At 35.1% G+C, this 17,578-nt stretch carries 17 protein-coding genes; 13 read left to right on the top strand and 4 right to left on the bottom strand.

From position 1 onward, the window contains the following. The first annotated feature begins 30 nt into the window (after positions 1 to 30). Complete coding sequence (locus NHF50_RS06375) at positions 31 to 2,598, top strand: adenosylcobalamin-dependent ribonucleoside-diphosphate reductase (protein ID WP_252775419.1); 2,568 nt, start codon at positions 31 to 33, stop codon at positions 2,596 to 2,598. A 39-nt stretch (positions 2,599 to 2,637) separates the two neighbouring features. Here the strand turns inward: NHF50_RS06375 and NHF50_RS06370 are convergent, their stop codons facing one another. Then, positions 2,638 to 3,213 (bottom strand): CvpA family protein, encoded by a 576-nt coding sequence (locus tag NHF50_RS06370; protein WP_252775418.1) that lies wholly within the window; start codon positions 3,211 to 3,213, stop codon positions 2,638 to 2,640. 146 nt (positions 3,214 to 3,359) lie between these two features. On the opposite strand from NHF50_RS06370, the gene NHF50_RS06365 reads away from it, so the two are divergent. The 6 genes from NHF50_RS06365 to NHF50_RS06340 all read left to right on the top strand — a co-directional run bounded on the left by NHF50_RS06365 (position 3,360) and on the right by NHF50_RS06340 (position 9,673). Continuing rightward, the gene (locus NHF50_RS06365) at positions 3,360 to 3,716 is read left to right on the top strand and encodes a hypothetical protein (RefSeq protein ID WP_252775417.1); all 357 of its coding nucleotides are present in this window, start codon (positions 3,360 to 3,362) and stop codon (positions 3,714 to 3,716) included. Positions 3,717 to 3,729: 13 nt separating this feature from the next. Then, on the top strand, positions 3,730 to 4,692 hold the full coding sequence (locus NHF50_RS06360) for a bile acid:sodium symporter family protein (RefSeq protein ID WP_252775416.1): 963 nt from the start codon (positions 3,730 to 3,732) through the stop codon (positions 4,690 to 4,692). 89 nt (positions 4,693 to 4,781) lie between these two features. Next, a complete protein-coding gene (pheS, locus tag NHF50_RS06355; RefSeq protein ID WP_252775415.1) occupies positions 4,782 to 5,801 on the top strand; it encodes a phenylalanine--tRNA ligase subunit alpha in 1,020 nt (339 codons plus the stop codon). An 87-nt stretch (positions 5,802 to 5,888) separates the two neighbouring features. Next, the gene (locus NHF50_RS06350) at positions 5,889 to 6,296 is read left to right on the top strand and encodes a hypothetical protein (protein WP_109568907.1); all 408 of its coding nucleotides are present in this window, start codon (positions 5,889 to 5,891) and stop codon (positions 6,294 to 6,296) included. Between the two features lie 46 nt (positions 6,297 to 6,342). Further along, the gene (locus NHF50_RS06345; protein ID WP_109568906.1) at positions 6,343 to 6,654 is read left to right on the top strand and encodes a GIY-YIG nuclease family protein; all 312 of its coding nucleotides are present in this window, start codon (positions 6,343 to 6,345) and stop codon (positions 6,652 to 6,654) included. 214 nt (positions 6,655 to 6,868) lie between these two features. After that, positions 6,869 to 9,673, top strand: coding sequence for a GH92 family glycosyl hydrolase (locus NHF50_RS06340; RefSeq protein WP_252775414.1), 2,805 nt, complete (start codon positions 6,869 to 6,871; stop codon positions 9,671 to 9,673). A gap of 20 nt (positions 9,674 to 9,693) precedes the next feature. Here the strand turns inward: NHF50_RS06340 and NHF50_RS06335 are convergent, their stop codons facing one another. The 3 genes from NHF50_RS06335 to NHF50_RS06325 form a co-directional block, all read right to left on the bottom strand. Then, on the bottom strand, positions 9,694 to 10,671 hold the full coding sequence (locus tag NHF50_RS06335; RefSeq protein ID WP_252775413.1) for a TerC/Alx family metal homeostasis membrane protein: 978 nt from the start codon (positions 10,669 to 10,671) through the stop codon (positions 9,694 to 9,696). Between the two features lie 158 nt (positions 10,672 to 10,829). Beyond that, positions 10,830 to 11,825 (bottom strand): NAD(P)H-dependent glycerol-3-phosphate dehydrogenase, encoded by a 996-nt coding sequence (locus tag NHF50_RS06330; protein ID WP_109568904.1) that lies wholly within the window; start codon positions 11,823 to 11,825, stop codon positions 10,830 to 10,832. Between the two features lie 271 nt (positions 11,826 to 12,096). Further along, positions 12,097 to 13,257, bottom strand: coding sequence for an iron-containing alcohol dehydrogenase (locus tag NHF50_RS06325; protein WP_252775412.1), 1,161 nt, complete (start codon positions 13,255 to 13,257; stop codon positions 12,097 to 12,099). A gap of 118 nt (positions 13,258 to 13,375) precedes the next feature. Here NHF50_RS06325 and NHF50_RS06320 point away from each other — a divergent pair, with 118 nt between their 5' ends. From NHF50_RS06320 to NHF50_RS06295, 6 genes are all read left to right on the top strand, one after another. Then, positions 13,376 to 14,059 (top strand): NUDIX domain-containing protein, encoded by a 684-nt coding sequence (locus NHF50_RS06320; RefSeq protein ID WP_218925788.1) that lies wholly within the window; start codon positions 13,376 to 13,378, stop codon positions 14,057 to 14,059. A gap of 68 nt (positions 14,060 to 14,127) precedes the next feature. Further along, positions 14,128 to 14,949 carry a ribose-phosphate diphosphokinase gene (gene prs, locus NHF50_RS06315; RefSeq protein ID WP_252775411.1) on the top strand — a complete coding sequence of 274 codons (822 nt, stop codon included), beginning with the start codon at positions 14,128 to 14,130 and terminating at the stop codon, positions 14,947 to 14,949. 3 nt (positions 14,950 to 14,952) lie between these two features. After that, entirely contained in the window at positions 14,953 to 15,903 is a 951-nt protein-coding gene (locus NHF50_RS06310; RefSeq protein ID WP_252775410.1) for an ADP-ribosylglycohydrolase family protein, read from the top strand. Then, entirely contained in the window at positions 15,887 to 16,417 is a 531-nt protein-coding gene (locus tag NHF50_RS06305; protein WP_252775409.1) for an NADAR family protein, read from the top strand. The genes NHF50_RS06310 and NHF50_RS06305 overlap by 17 nt, the downstream gene beginning before the upstream one ends. A 1-nt stretch (position 16,418) precedes the next feature. Further along, positions 16,419 to 16,922: an O-acetyl-ADP-ribose deacetylase gene (locus NHF50_RS06300; protein ID WP_252775408.1), complete on the top strand. Its 504-nt coding sequence runs from the start codon at positions 16,419 to 16,421 to the stop codon at positions 16,920 to 16,922. 11 nt (positions 16,923 to 16,933) lie between these two features. Then, positions 16,934 to 17,578, top strand: coding sequence for a DUF4291 domain-containing protein (locus NHF50_RS06295; protein ID WP_252775407.1), 645 nt, complete (start codon positions 16,934 to 16,936; stop codon positions 17,576 to 17,578).

Below are 17,578 nucleotides of genomic sequence, written 5' to 3'. Positions count from 1 at the left end.
TACTTTTACAGAGTTAAAAAATCTGAAGTTATGGATACAAGTTTAGAAGTTCAAAAAAAGCAAATCTATTCTAATGAGGAAGCCTATCAGGCATCATTAGAGTACTTTAAAGGAGATGATTTAGCAGCCAGAGTTTGGTTGAATAAATATGCCTTAAAGGATTCAGAGGGTAATGTCTATGAAAAATCGCCTGATGATATGCATTATAGGATTGCTAAAGAAATTGCCCGAATAGAAGCCAGATATCCAAACCCGCTTTCAGAAACGAAAGTATATGATTTGATTAAAAATTTTACCTACATTATTCCGCAAGGAAGCCCGATGACAGGAATCGGAAATCCATATCAGGTGGCTTCATTGTCTAATTGTTTTGTGATCGGAAACAAAGGGCAAAGTGATTCCTACGGTGGAATCATGAAAATTGATCAGGAACAAGTGCAACTTATGAAGCGTCGGGGTGGAGTAGGACACGACTTGTCACACGTTCGTCCTAAAGGTTCTCCGGTAAAAAATTCTGCGTTAACGTCAACCGGATTAGTTCCTTTCATGGAACGCTATTCTAATTCAACACGGGAAGTAGCACAAGACGGAAGACGAGGTGCCTTAATGTTATCGGTTTCCATTAATCATCCAGATGCGGAAGATTTTATTGATGCCAAGTTAGAACAAGGAAAAATTACAGGGGCAAATGTTTCCGTTCGAATAGACGACGGTTTTATGCAGGCTGTAAAAAGTGGCGAAGCATATACCCAAAAATATCCGACTTTCAGTCCGAGTCCGGTGGTGTCCAAAAAAATAAATGCAGTAGATTTATGGAAGAAAATTGTTCACAACGCTTGGCAATCGGCTGAACCCGGGATTTTATTTTGGGATACCATTATTCGTGAATCTTTACCGGATTGTTATGCAGATTTAGGATATGAAACCATTTCTACAAATCCGTGTGGTGAAATTCCATTGTGTCCGTACGATTCTTGTCGTTTGTTAGCAATTAACTTATTTTCTTATGTAAAGAATCCTTTTACAAAACAAGCATATTTCGATTTTGAATTATTCAAAGAGCATGTAGGCTACGCACAAAGAATGATGGATGATATCATCGATCTGGAATTAGAGAAAGTAGATACTATTTTAGCTAAAATTGATAAAGATCCGGAAGATGATGAAATCAAGCGAACTGAACGTAACCTTTGGTTAGAAATCCGTAAAAAAGCAAAAGAAGGCCGCAGAACCGGTGTTGGGATCACAGCAGAAGGTGATATGTTAGCGGCTCTGGGAATTCGTTACGGAAGTAAAGAAGGTAATGCGTTTTCAATTGATGTTCATAAAACATTGGCTTTAGCGGCCTATCGTTCGTCGGTAGAAATGGCTAAAGAACGTGGCGCTTTTACCATTTTTGAGGCGCAAAGAGAAGTGAATAATCCATTCGTACAACGAATTAAAGAAGCTGATGAAGCTTTGTTCCGGGACATGCAAAAGTATGGTCGTAGAAATATTGCTTTATTGACGATTGCACCAACGGGTACAACTTCGTTAATGGCACAAACAACTTCAGGAATTGAGCCTGTGTTTATGCCGGTTTATAAAAGAAGAAGAAAAGTAAATCCAAATGATAAAGATGTTCGTGTAGATTTTGTAGATGAGGTAGGTGATTCATGGGAAGAATATATTGTTTTTCACCATAAATTCAAACAATGGATGGAAGTGAATGGAATCGACACTTCTGTAAATTATTCCAACGAAGAACTAGATAAGATCATTGAACAATCGCCTTATTATAAAGCCACTTCAAACGATGTGGATTGGTTGAGCAAAGTAGAAATGCAGGGTGCTATACAAAAATGGGTAGACCATTCTATTTCGGTAACCATTAATATTCCGAATGATGCTACAGAAGAATTGGTAAACCAACTGTATTTGAAAGCTTGGGAAGTAGGTTGTAAAGGCGTAACGGTTTATCGTGATGGTTCGCGTTCAGGCGTTTTAATTGCTAAAGACGAGAAAAAAGAAAAAGAAGTTGAAGATATTGATGTAACATTCAAACGCGTTTTCCCGACTAAACGTCCGCAGATTCTTGAAGCTGATGTTGTTCGTTTCCAGAATAATAAAGAAAAATGGATTGCTTTTATCGGAAAAATTGATGGTCAGCCGTATGAGATCTTTACCGGTCTGGCCGATGATGAAGACGGAATCTTACTACCACGTTGGGTAAATGATGGTTTTATTATTAAAAACAGAGATGACAAAGGAAATTCACGTTACGATTTCCAATATGTGAATACCAGAGGTTATAAAACGACTATTGAAGGCTTATCCTTCCGCTTTAATCCGGAGTTCTGGAATTATGCTAAATTTATTTCGGGAACTTTACGTCACGGATTAGAGATCGATAATGTAGTAGAATTAATCAACGGATTACAGTTAGATAACGAATCGATCAATACCTGGAAAAACGGAGTGGCTCGTGCGTTAAAACGCTATATTCCGGACGGTACAACTGCAAGCGGACAAAAATGCGGCAATTGCGGCGGAACCCATTTAATGTATCAGGAAGGTTGTTTAACCTGTAAAGATTGTGGTTCGTCTAAATGTGGATAAATAAAAAAAGGAGCTTAAAAGCTCCTTTTTTTATTTGATTTATTCTGTTTTTTGTTCATTATCAGGTCCAACATCTTCGTTCTCTAAGTCAATTGCATTTTCATTGTCAGTTGAAGGCTGAACGCTATTTTCATACCATTCTTCAATTTTTGGATACAAAAAAGCTGAGATTTCCTTGGTTGGATTGTAAAAAATAGATTCGTCTAACGTTTCTTGTTCAACCAACATATTATTCACATTCATTTTTTCGAAAAGTAAAATTACCACGCTTAACATCAAAATGGTTTTTAAAGCACTGAAAAAAGCTCCGGCTAATTTGTTCATCCAACCTAAATAAGCAAAATCGGCTATTTTGGTCAATAATTTTGCCGAAAGATGGATAACAACTACCACAAAAATAAAAGTCAGCGCAAATGCTGCAATTTCTATGTATTTCGGTTCCCAACTCACTTTGGTTTCTAAAACTGATTTTAAAACATACGAAAATTTTATAGCTACAAAAATTCCGGCCACTAAGGCGATAAGCGAAGCCAATTCCACAAAAAGCCCGTTTTTAATACCTTTATACAAAGCATAACTCAAGAATACGGCGAATACAATATCAATAAAGCTCATTTTTTCAAGAAAATAGATGAAAGAATAAAGAACAAAGACGACAGATTACGTAAAAACCAAAACCATCTTTTATCTTTGCAAAACAAATATAGAAAAACGAGAAGAATCTTTTTTCTTTTCTCTTTTTTCTTTCATCTTTAAAAAAAATGTCCAGAGACGAACAATTAAAAGCACGTTGGGAACGTGTGGTCACAATATTATCTGAAAAATTTGCCGATGGCGACGAACTTGATCTAGATGGAATTATCTATTTGATTGGAATTCAGGAATTAGGTAAATTTAAGCAAACTTTCAAGAAAGACGAAAAAGTAAACCTAATGCACATTGCCATTTGTCGTTTACTAGAACCTTATGGGTATTATGAATTTGAACATTTCGATAACGAAGGTTGGCCACATTACAAAGTAAAAGAACAATTACCAACGCTTAAAGCCGGAGAACAAGCCGTTTTAATGAAAGAAGCTGTCGTGAATTATTTTTTAGAGAAAGAACTGATCGATTAAATTATTGCGGCTGATGAAAATCGACAAATTTGTTTTAGCAATAATAACTACGGTTTTTCTGGCGTATCTATTTCCGCAGTGGGGAGCCAAAAGCAGTCCCATCCCTTTAGGTTTGATAGGAAGTTTAGGAATTGCACTGATTTTCTTTTTCTATGGGTTAAAATTACATCCGGATAAAATCAAAAGCGGACTCAAAAACTGGAAATTGCACGTTGTAGTTCAATTATCTACGTTTTTATTGTTTCCTTTAGTTATTTTAATAGTTAAACCATTAATTCACTCGGAACATACCGAAATGATCTGGTTAGCCTTTTTATTTTTAGCTGCGCTACCTTCTACTGTTTCATCTTCAGTGGTAATGGTTTCTATCGCTAATGGAAATATTCCGGCAGCCATTTTCAACGCCAGTATTTCCGGATTGATCGGTATTGCGATAACACCACTTTGGATGGGATTATTTTTGCAGCAATCAACAAGTGATTTCGATTTAGGTGCAATCTATATCAAATTGTTGACAGAGATTCTTCTACCGGTTGTTTTAGGGTTGTTATTGCAACGATTTTTAGGAAAATACGCTGCAAAGTACAACAAACAATTGACCTTGTTTGATAAATCAGTTATTCTGTTGATTATTTATAAAAGCTTTTCGGAATCTTTCGAAGAAAAAGTCTTTACTTCTGTGAAGTTAATAGATTTACTCTTCATTTTTGCAGCAGATATTTTATTGTTTTTCGGGGTCTATTATCTAATTGGATTTCTTGCGAAGAAACTAAAATTTAACCGTGAAGATCAGATTACAGCTCAATTTTGCGGAACCAAAAAATCATTGGTACACGGAACTGTTTTTTCAAAAATTCTGTTTCCGACCACGATGGCTACCGGAGTGATTTTATTACCCCTAATGTTGTTTCATGCCACACAAATTTTTATTATCAGCGTCATAGCTTCCAAACTCGGGGTTGAAGAAAACAAATAGTTTTTCTTCTTAAAATGAGAAACTTTACAATTAAATCAGACCAAAAAAAATTTAATTTGTAAATTTGCGATCTATTTTTAAGATTTGCAATGATTGACAAGATAAAAGAGCACATTGAAGAAGTAAAAGCTTTTCATGCTGACAATAAGGAGAAAATTGAAGAATTCCGTATCAAATATTTGGGAAGCAAAGGATTGCTAAGAGATCTGTTTGCTGATTTAAAAACGGTTCCGAATGAAATGAAGAAAGATTTCGGGCAAGTGATCAATCAGTTAAGAACCATTGCTGAAGAAAAAGTAGCTACTTTACAAGAACAAATTGAAAGTAAAGAAGTAACAAAAAATATTTATGGCGATTTAACACGTCCCGGCGAACCTGTAACTTTAGGTTCCCGTCATCCGATATCCATCGTAAAAAATCAAATTATTGATATATTTTCCAGTGTAGGTTTCAATGTGTCCGAAGGGCCTGAAATTGAAGACGACTGGCATAATTTTACGGCATTAAACCTGCCGGAATACCATCCGGCAAGAGACATGCAGGATACCTTTTTTATTCAGACAAATCCGGATGTTTTGTTGCGCACGCACACGTCATCGGTACAGGTGCGTTATATGGAGAACAATCAACCGCCTATTCGTACGATTTCTCCGGGTAGAGTGTTTCGTAATGAGGATATTTCAGCTCGTTCGCATTGTATCTTCCACCAAGTAGAAGGTTTGTATATTGATAAAGACGTTTCTTTTGCCGATCTAAAACAAACGTTGTTATATTTCACCAAAGAAATGTTCGGTAAGTCAAAAATTCGTTTGAGACCTTCTTATTTCCCGTTTACGGAACCAAGTGCTGAAATCGATATTTATTGGGGACTTAAAACAGAAACCGATTATCGCATTACGAAAGGAACCGGTTGGTTAGAAATCGGAGGTTGTGGTATGGTCGATCCGAATGTGTTGAAAAATTGCGGCATTGATGCTGATGAATATACCGGTTTTGCTTTTGGTATGGGAGTAGAGCGTATTGCTATGTTGTTGTACCAAATCGGAGATATTCGTATGTTTTACGAAAATGACGTACGTTTCTTAGAGCAATTCAAATCAAGTTTGTAATCAAGTGGTTTGTCATTCCGAGCGAAGTCGAGGAATTTCATAATCTTAATAAAATAAGGAACGAAATATTCGTTCCTTTTAATTATCATGAAAAAAGACATTATCATCCCAAAAGTAGAAGGCGTTCAAATCGTAGCGATTCAAGAATGGAACGATGATTTTCAGGAACATTCTTGGTACGCTTATTTATTGAATGAAACTGACCAAAAGTTAGAAATGGCAATTGTAGTTTCAAGAGCTTATGGACTAATTAATGGTGAAAATAGAAAAACCGGGACTTTCCGTCATGCTTTCAAAGAAGTGGAGCCTAAATCGGCGGTAAAAGTTGAGTTCTTAGAGAATAATGTGTTGCAGTTGAACAATGAATTTATGCTGAGTTATTTTTTAGAGGGCAAATTGTACGATAAAAAATTCATTTTCAAAACAAACAGTATCAACGAAAAAGCACAAACCGACTTACCGGTTATTGGACGTAGAGGTGTTTTAGCTGTGTAAATGTATATTATTGTCATGCTGAACTTGTTTCAGCATCTTTTTAATTATGTCTTTTAGAAATTATCATAATTATTGGGTCTATATATTGACTAACAAGCCAAAAGGGACTTTGTATATTGGAGTTACCGGAGGAATTGATGATAGAATGGAAAGACATATTAGTGGACAAGGAAGTAAATTTACAGCAAAATATAAATTGAAAATATTAGTTTATTGTGAAGAATTTCAGTTTATTAATGACGCGATTGCGAGAGAAAAACAGTTAAAAAACTGGCATCGAAATTGGAAAATCAATTTGATAGAAGAGCACAATCCAAATTGGGAAAATTTATGGAATTTTTCAGAATCTGAAAAATGAGTAAGTTACTGACTTAGTAAATAAGTTTAGATTGATTTTTAGATCCCGAAACAAGTTCGGGATGACAAGATCGCCTGTCATGCTGAACTTGTTTCAGCATCTTAAAACGCTATAATTCAGAAATCTTTTTTACCACAATTACTGTTATTTTATTTCAGATAATTGTAAAGTTTATATAAAATTCTCAAATTTACGATTCTAAACAAACTGTAAAATGAGGATTTTTCTTTTTAGTATACTTTTGATTGTCAATTCTGTTTTAGCGCAAGGGGTTGCACAATACGTAAATCCGTTTATCGGAACGGGTGGTCACGGACATACGTTTCCTGGTGCAACAGTTCCTTACGGAATGGTGCAATTATCGCCGGATACCCGTATTGATGGTAGTTGGGATGGTTGTTCCGGTTATCATTATTCTGATGCTGTAATTTATGGTTTTTCGCATACACATTTGAACGGAACTGGTGTTTCTGATTATGGCGATATGATGCTGATGCCAACTATGGGTGAGCCTTCTTTTGATCATAAAGTGTATTCTTCGTCTTTTTCACATACTAATGAAAAAGCTTCAGCCGGATTTTACAGCGTAAAATTAGACAAACACAATATCGATGTACGTTTAACAACGTCTACTCGTGTGGGCTTTCATGAATATACGTTTAATAAAGCCGGACAAGCCAATATTATTTTGGATTTAAACCATCGTGATAAATTATTAGAAGGAAGAATTAGAGTTATTGACAATAAAACAATTGAAGTTTTAAGAAGAAGTGAAGCTTGGGCACAAAATCAATATGTTTTCGCACGAATAGAATTCAATGTTCCTATGATTATTAACAAGGAAAAAACGAGGTATAAAAGTGACGGGAAAATTTACGAAGGTGTTGAATTAGCTTTAAGTTTTTCAAAACAAGTCAAAAAAGGTGAAAAAATTCTAATAAAAGTATCGCTTTCACCAACCAGTTATGAAGGCGCCGAATTGAATAGTTCCGAAATCAAACATTGGGATTTTGAAAAAGCACATCAGGATGCAGTAGCACTTTGGAACAATGAGTTATCAAAGATTGAAATCACTTCTAAAGATAAAGACAAGTTAGCTATTTTCTACACCGCTTTGTATCACACCATGATGCAACCCAATATTGCACAAGATTTGGATGGAAAATATCGCGGTCGCGACAACCAAATTCATCAAGCGGAAGGATTTGATTATTATACGGTTTTTTCACTTTGGGACACCTTTAGAGCAGCACATCCTTTATATACATTAATTGACAAAAAGCGAACTTCAGATTATATCAATACGTTCATCAAACAATACGAACAAGGCGGAAGATTACCGGTTTGGGAATTGGCTTCAAATGAAACCGATTGTATGATTGGCTATCATTCCGTTTCTGTGATAGCTGATGCAATGGCAAAAGGCATTAAAGGTTTCGATTACGAAAAGGCTTTTGAAGCTAGTAAAGCTTCCGCTATGCGAGATGTTTTAGGTTTAGAAGCTTATAAGAACAACGGATTTATAGCAATTGACGATGAACACGAAAGTGTTTCTAAAACGGTAGAATATGCCTATGATGATTGGTGCATTGCCCAAATGGCAATGTTGTTAGACAAGCAAGACGACTATCAATATTTCATGAAGCGTTCCCAAAATTGGAAAAACGTATTCGATTGGGAGATCGGATTTATTCGTCCGAAGAAAAATGGCGGTTGGGACGTGCCATTCGACCCCAAAGAGATCAATAATAATTTTACGGAAGGGAATGGTTGGCAGTATACTTTTTTCGTGCCTCAGGATATTCACGGTATGATTGAGGCGTACGGCGGACCGTCAATCTTTGAAGCCAAGTTAGACGAAATGTTTAACAGCGAAAGTAAAACGACTGGAAGAGAGCAGGTAGATGTTACAGGTTTGATCGGACAATATGCTCATGGAAACGAGCCAAGTCACCACATGGCATATTTATATAATTACATTGGTAAACCCCAAAAGACAAATGAAAAAGTAACATATATTTTAGATAATTTCTACAAGAATACACCAGATGGTTTGATTGGGAATGAAGATTGTGGTCAAATGAGTGCCTGGTATGTATTGAGTTCGATGGGAATTTATCAAGTGACACCAGGACAACAATACTTTAACACTTGTAAATCAACTTATCCTAATGCAAAAATCAGAATCAATGAAAATAAAATTGTAGTTCCTAATACTGATGAAAGTGAGAATAAGTTTGTAAACTATAATTTGAATTATTTTCTTAAAGGACCAGATACTTTAGTTGCTCCTCCAGATGGTTTAGTTTCTATATTTCCAACTGTCCCTGTAATTGTAGCGAAAAGTAAATCATTTAAGGAAGAATTGCCAATACAGTTTAAAACATGGAATAAAAGGGCAAAAGTGTTTTACAGTATAAATCAATCAACTTTTACCCATTACCAAAAACCTTTTACCTTAAAAGAATCTGCCACTATTCATTTTTATTCAGATGATGAAAAAGGAAATAGAAGTGATACGATTACAGCTCAGTATTTCAAAAAGCCAAACAATTATACGATCGACATTAAATCGGAATATAACCCACAATACCATGCCGGAGGACCGGAAGGTTTGATCGACGGAATTTTCGGTTCTGTCAACTGGAGAAAAGGCGATTGGCAAGGGTATCAAAATAAGGATTTTGAAGCTGTTATTGATTTAAAGAAGAAAACAAAAATAGAAACAGTTTCAGTTGATTTTTTACAAGATACTCGTGCTTGGATTTTAATGCCGACTCAAGTTGAACTCTATGTTTCTGATGATAATGTGAATTTTGAAAAGATTGCCGTAGTTAAAAATACTCTTGATCCTAAGGATTATGAAGTGCAAACTCAAAAATTGACAACAAAAGTATCTGCAAAAGCACGTTATGTAAAAGTCATTGCACGAAACTTCGGAAAACTCCCTGAATGGCATCAGGGTTATCCTTTCGACGGTTTTGCATTTATCTTTATAGATGAAATAGAAGTGAACTAATCTCTGTGTTTAAAAAAGAATTATTTTTTATAAGGAAATAATATGGACCAGAAAATCGAGATAACCAAAATGCTCCCTACAACAGCTAAAGAAGTAGGAGAAGATATATGAACAAAAGGAGCAATAATCATTTTTGTACCGATAAAAGCTAAAATTAACGCCAATCCGTAATGTAAACGCCCGAACATATACATGAAGTTAGCTAAAAGAAAATAAAGCGATCTAAGCCCTAAAATAGCAAAGATATTAGAGGTGTATAAAATAAAAGGATCGTCCGGAGCAATTGCAAAAATGGCTGGAATACTATCAACGGCAAATAACAGATCGGTAAATTCCACAATAGCTAATACAACTAAAAGAGGCGTAGCCATTTTAATTCCGTTCTGAACAGTAAAGAATTTATCACCGTCAAATCGGTCGCTTACTTTAAAGAATCTATGAATAATTCGGGCTCCTGGACTTTTAGAAAAGTCTTTATCTCCTTCGTCCTCTCCGTGACTAAACCAAGATTTGATCCCTGCTACAATCAGGATGAATCCGAAAATAGTTAATAGATAATTGATCCTTACATGATGCCCGAAAAGCTCCATTTCAGGTAAATACGTATAATTTAAGATCCAAACCCCTGAAAAAATAAATATGGCTCTGAAAAATAAAGCTCCTAAAACCCCCCAAAATAAAACTTTGTGTTGTAATTCACGACCTACATTAAAATAACCGAAAACCAAGATAAAAACAAAGAGATTATCGACAGATAATGCTTTTTCGATCCAATAGGCTCCTTGAAATTGTGAGAATTTCTCGATTCCCATATAATGGTAAATGATACCGCTGAATCCCATAGCCAACGAGATCCAGATGGCAGACCATATTGCAGCTTCTCTACTGGATATTGCATGACTTTTTTTATTTAAAATACCTAAGTCTAAAAGAAGCATGACAAAAATAGTGATCGCAAAAACAGTAATTATAACCGGATGATTAATTAAATGGTCCATGTAGAAAGTTTTTGCAAAGATATGAGGTGTTTTTTAAACCAAGGGATTTGTAATTACTTTTCTGAAAATCAATTTATTATAAAAATATAAAAACCATTAAAAAAATAGATAAATACTTGTTTTTTAATGGTTTATGTTTGTTTTTTTAAGAAACGGCTTTAATCCAGTTTTTCTGTTAATTTTTTAAAGACAGTTTTCGGATCCTTATTTTCATATAAAATGCTGTAAACAGCATCAATAATAGGTGTTTTTGCACCGTACTTTTGGTTCAGCAAATAAGCGCTTTTAGTGGCGTAATATCCTTCAGCGACCATGCTCATCTCCATTTGTGCTGATTTTACAGTATACCCTTTGCCTATCATGTTCCCGAACATACGATTTCTTGAAAAAACTGAATAACCGGTTACTAACAAGTCACCTAAATAAGCTGAATTGTTAATGTTACGTTTCATTTTGTGTACTTTTCGGATGAATTTTTTCATTTCCCGAATAGCATTACTCATCAAAACTGATTGAAAGTTGTCACCATAACCTAAGCCATGAGCAATACCGGCTGCAATAGCATAGATGTTCTTAAGCATGGCAGCATATTCCGTTCCTACAATATCGTCAGAAGTTTTAGCAGTAATGTAATTACTACTCAGGTTTTTAGCCATTATTTTAGCTTTTTTCAGGTCGCCGCAAGCAATCGTCAGATAAGAAAGCCTTTCTAAAGCTACTTCTTCAGCATGGCATGGTCCGGTAATAACGCCTATGTTTTCATACGGAATATTATAGTGGTCGTGAAAATGCTGACCGACGATCAGGCTGGTTTCCGGAACAATGCCTTTAATAGCGGAAAAGATAACTTTATCGTCAAGACTTTCCGTTAATTTTTCAAGTTCCCCGTTTAAAAAAGCTGAAGGAATAGCAAAAATGATATAATCCGCAAATTTTACGGCTTCATTGATGTCATTAGTGAGGTGTAACTGTTTGATATCAAATTCAACAGAACTTAAATAATTAGGGTTGTGTTTTTGGTGTTTTAAATGTTCAACAGCATAAGTACTTCTCATATACCAAGCGATCTCACTTTGATTTTCGCATAACATTTTGGCTATTGCTGTAGCCCAACTTCCTCCGCCTATAACGGCAAATTTGGGTTTTTCTTCCATTCGTTTACAAATTAAGGAAATTCAAAGGTAAACATTCTGTTGAGAAATAAAAAACGTTTTCGTTGGCCGGGATTTGCCGTTCGATAAAACTTTAACAAATTTTTAAAACAGTAGGAGGCAATTAAAAAAAGGATAAGGGCGTTATCTTGGTAATTCATGTTTATAGCTTTGCTACCGTTAAATAGTTTTTGGGTTAAGTCTATTTAAGTTTAGGTTGGTAAAAAAGCGGCTTGGTTTTAAGACCAAGCCGCTTTTATTTTTTTAAAGAGAATTAATAACTCATCTCTACGATTTCGCGAACTTTTTCCGGAGTCACATTTTGTTTTTCTCCTAAGCCTTTCCATCCGCGTTCTTCAAAACGTTTTACAATGATATTAGCTGTTTCTTCATAGCTATCAGTGTTTTCCGAAATTTTGGTTTTCATTCCCATAGTGTGGAAAAAATCTACTGTTTTTTCAATGGACTGATGTGCTATCTCTTCATCCGTTCCGGTTAAATTCCAAACGCGTTTTCCGTACTGCGTTAGTTTTTCTTTTTTACTTTCAAACATTACTTTGTACAAATTCGGTCCAATAATGGCTAAAGTACGAGCATGATCAATTTCATATAGAGCTGTTAATTCGTGACCAATCATGTGTGTAGCCCAATCAGTAGGAACACCTTTGCTGATTAAGCCATTCAAAGCCATTGTACAGCTCCACATATAATTTGAAGCTAAACTATAATCGGTGGGATTTTCAACAACTTTAGGTCCGATCTCAATTAAAGTTTGTAAAATTCCTTCGGCAATTCGATCTTGTAGAATAGCGTCATGAGAATAAGTTAAATATTGTTCCATGACATGAGTAAAAGCGTCTACTACGCCGTTTTGTAGTTGACGCTTAGGAAGTGATTCAATAACTGTCGGATCACAAATAGAGAATTTAGGGAACAAAGCACTTCCGCCCAAAGTTAGTTTCTCATGAGTAGCTTCAATTGTAACGACAGCTCCAGAATTCATTTCAGAACCGGTTGCCGGCAGAGTTAGAACTGTTCCGAAAGGAACTACGTCATTGAGATCCTTGAAAAGAATTCGTTTTCTCAGAATATCAGCTTCGTCACCTTCAAACTGAACGGCAGCCGAAATAAATTTTGTCCCGTCAATAACACTTCCTCCTCCAACAGCTAAAATGAAATCTATTTTTTCTTGACGAATGATCTCAACAGCTTTCATTAGTGTTTCAAAACGAGGATTGGGTTCAATTCCTCCGAATTCAATTACTTCTACATCTTGTAAAGCATTTTTAACTTGTTCATAAATACCGTTTTTAAAAATACTTCCCCCTCCATAGGTCAAAAGTATTTTTTGTGAAGGAATTAATTCTGAAAGTTTTGCAATTTGTCCTTTTCCAAAGACATAATTTACCGGATTGTATAACTCAAAATTGTTCATAGCGTTTGTTTTATAAATTGTGCCTAACAAAGTTACAAAAAGGAAAAGAGAACAATTGGTAATAGAATGTTAAGCTTATTTCGTTATTTTTGTGTATCAGTTACACAAAATAGAGAATATGCAACAAATAAGACTGGCGGTTGATGCAATTATATTCGGATATAGAGATACGGAACTCTATGTATTGTTGATCCAGCAGAAGTTCGGGAGTCAAAATTCATATTGGGCAGTTCCGGGAGGTTTAGTCAAGGAAGATGAGTCGTTGATAGATGCTGTAAAAAGAGAGTTGAGAGAAGAGACCAATGTACGAGTGAATTATTTAGAGCAACTGTACACTTTTGGTGATGATATCACCAGAGATCCGAGAAACCGAGTGGTTTCTGTTGCTTATTTTGGTTTGGTTGATCCTGCAAAGCTGGTTTTGAAAGCTGATACGGATGCAGATCATGTTGCCTGGGTAAAGATTAAAGATATTCCGAATCTGGCATTTGACCACAATGAAATGATTATTAAGGCTATTCAGCGTTTAAAAGATAAGCTGACCTATAAACCGATCGGGTTTGATTTACTTCCTGAAAAATTCTTATTTTCAGAATTGGAGAATCTCTATGCAACAATTTTAGAGAAAGAGATTGATAGAAGAAACTTTAGAAAAAAAATGTTGAGTTTCGGAATTATAGAAGAAACTGAAGAATTTGCCAATAAAAAAAGCGGAAGACCGGCTAAATTATATAAGTTTAAAAGTGCCGAATATCAGAAACTTGAAAAAGAAGGTTTTCACTTTGAAATTAAATTTGCGTAACTTTTACACAAATTATTTTGTGATAAAAGAAATATAATTTACATTTGTGTAAAATAAACGCAAATATTATGTTTCTCAATTTAGATCCACACTTTATTCCTTTCGGAAAACAAAATGAAATAGAGTTCAAAAGTTTTATTTTTTCCGGAGGGGAGCCACATATCAAAATCCTGGCTGATTTTGATACCAATCACATTGTTACGGTTACCCATCGTATAAATTCATTTAATGATCTGGGTTTGTTTTGTTTGGCTGTAGATGCTCTAAGAAGAATGGGGGTAAAAACAATTAATGGATTTATTCCTTATTTTCCGGCGGCGAGGCAAGATCGGTTAATGGTGGCAGGAGAACCTTTGTCTGTAAAAGTTTATACGGATATTGTAAATGGTTTAAATCTAAATAAAATACAGGTTTTTGATCCACATTCAGAAGTAACTCCGGCTTTGTTGAATAATTGTGAAGTTATTAGCAATCATGAGTTTATTAAAGAAGTCAAGAGAAGAGCAGGACAGGATGTTTTGTTGATTTCTCCTGATGGTGGTGCTTTGAAGAAAATTTATAAAGTGTCGGAATATCTTGGAGGTGTTGAAGTAGTGGAATGCAGTAAAAGCAGAGATGTGAAAACAGGAAAGCTTTCCGGATTTAAGGTTTATGCAGAAGATTTACAAGGTAAACCTTGCTTGATTGTTGATGATATTTGTGACGGAGGAGGAACTTTTGTCGGTTTGGCTGAAGAATTGAAAAATAAAAATGCAGGCCAATTGTATCTGGCTGTGAGCCATGGTATTTTTAGTAAAGGATTTGATAGTCTGAATGATTTTGAACGAATCTTTACAACCAATTCATTTAAGGATATAGAAGATGATAAAGTAGAAATCATACATCTTTAAAAAATGGAGAAAGATAAATTATATGGTGCATTATTCGGATTGGCAATAGGCGATGCTTTAGGTGTTCCGGTAGAATTTAAAAGCAGAGAGTTTTTAAAAAAATATCCGGTACAGGACATGCAGGAAAATGGTTCGCATGGACAGCCAAAAGGAACATGGAGTGATGATAGTTCATTAGCCTTTTGTTTAGCTGAAAGCTTGTGCGAAGGATTTGATATAGATAAAATAGCATTGCTTTTTTTGCAATGGTATAATGAAGAAATATGGACACCTCACGGAACAGTGTTTGATATCGGTATTGCTACAAGGAAAGCTATTCATAGAATCTCTCAAGGGGAATCACCCGTTTTATGCGGAGGTTTTAATATAGGAGATAATGGTAACGGGTCATTAATGAGAATATTACCATTAGTATTTTGTTTAAAGAAAGAGAAAGATTATCATGTTGTGTATCAAAGAGTAAAAGACGTTTCATCTATTACTCATGCCCATTTTCGTTCTGTTTTTTCATGCTTTATTTATATTGTTTATGCTTTGGAAATAATGAAAGGATTAAATAAAAAAGAAGCTTATCATAAAATGAAAGAGGTTGTCAGTGACTTTATATCGGATAAAAGCTTTAATAAAATGGAGTTGCAATTATTTGATCGGGTACTCAGAACAGATATTTCTAATTTAAAAGAGAATGAGATACGTTCAGGCGGTTATGTTTTGGATAGTTTAGAGGCAGGTTTATGGTGTGTACTCAATTCAGACAACTATGAGGAAACAGTACTGAAAGCTGTAAATCTGGGAGAGGATACTGATACTACCGGTGCCATAGCTGGAGGTTTAGCGGGATTGATCTATGGATATAAAATTATCCCGGAAAAATGGATAAGCCAATTGGTTCGAAAAGATGATATTACAAAATTATGTGATAGGTTAAGTGAAAAATATGAAATACCCAGTTGAAACTATAAATACAGAGAACAAATTTCTTTTCTTTTGGGGGCATCAACCGGTCAAAGATGGACGAATAATCAAAACGTGTCTGAGCCAGTGGTGGGAAAGTAGTTTTAGTGTAGATGAGGTGGAATATAAAACAGCAGAGCACTGGATGATGGCTAAAAAAGCTGATTTGTTCGGAGATCAGGAAATTTTAGAAAAGATATTGGCTTGTAAGTCTCCTGCTGAAGCAAAGAAATTAGGAAGAGAAGTTAAAAATTATGAGGATTCTGTTTGGAATGAAAACCAATTCAGAATAGTGAAAGAAGGTAATTATCATAAATTTAATCAAAACCAGTTACTTAAAGAGTTCCTTTTGAACACTAAGAATAGAATACTTGTAGAGGCAAGTCCGGTTGATACTATTTGGGGGATTGGATTGGCAAGTGACCATAAAGATGTTTACAATCCGGAAAAGTGGAATGGATTGAACTTATTAGGGTTTGCTTTAATGGAAGTTAGAGATGAAATAAAACTGTAGCATGGAAATTAAGCTTATTCAGGGAGATATAACTCAAATTAAAGCCGAAGGTATTGTAAATGCAGCGAATACTTCATTATTAGGTGGAGGCGGAGTAGACGGGGCTATTCATAAAGCAGGAGGAAAACTGATTTTAGAAGAATGTATAGCTATCAGAAACAGACAAGGCGGTTGTAATGTAGGCGAAGCAGTTATAACAACGGCAGGTAATTTACCGGCAAAATACGTGATTCATACAGTGGGTCCGGTTTGGAATGGAAATAAAACAGAGAAAGAACAATTATTAGCTAGTTGTTATAGCAATTGTTTACGGATTGCAGAAGAGTATCAGTTAAAAACGATAGTTTTTCCTAATATAAGTACCGGAATTTACAGGTTTCCAAAAGATAGAGCTGCAAAAATTGCAATAGATACTATAAAACAGTTTCAAACACAAAGCATACAAGAAATAACCTTTGTTTGTTTTGATGAAGAAAACTATAAGTTGTACCAACAACTTTTATAAAGAAGAGAAAAATGAAATTAGAATTAGAGAGATATACAGAACAAATTGAAAGATGGCCACAAACTGGCTATCATATTATGGCACAATATGGCGATAAAGAAATTGTAGTCTATCAGTCCTATAATAGAGAAATAGGAAATTTTGCGGTTCAAAACCAATTTTTTGGTGGCGCATTTAGCTTTGAAAGGATGACATGGATAAAACCCAACTTTCTTTGGATGATGTATAGGAACGGATGGGGAACGAAAGATAACGGACAGGAAGTTGTTCTGGCTATTCATTTAAGAAAAGAATCTTTTGAAAAATATTTAAATAATGCAGTCTATTCTTCTTATAATCAGGTAGACGGGGAAATTACTCATGAAGAATGGAAAGAAGCTGTAAAAAAATCTGATGTGCGTTTGCAATGGGATCCGGATCATGACCCTTATGGCGTTAACCTAGAGAGAAGAGCTATTCAAATCGGGCTTCGAAATGAATTTATAAGAGCATTCGCTACAGAGGATATTCTTTTAATAGAGGATATAAGTGATTTTGTGGCTGAGCAATATACGCATGTTAAAAACAATTCATTAGAGCTTTTGATGGTTCCTAAAGAAAAGCCTTTAGTTTTTGAAGACGAAATGTTGAATAAAAAACTAAAAATATCAAATTAA

This window comes from Flavobacterium sp. NRK F10 (assembly GCF_024054235.1).
GTDB lineage: Bacteria > Bacteroidota > Bacteroidia > Flavobacteriales > Flavobacteriaceae > Flavobacterium > Flavobacterium sediminis.
This window is presented reverse-complemented; position numbering and strand designations above follow the sequence as displayed.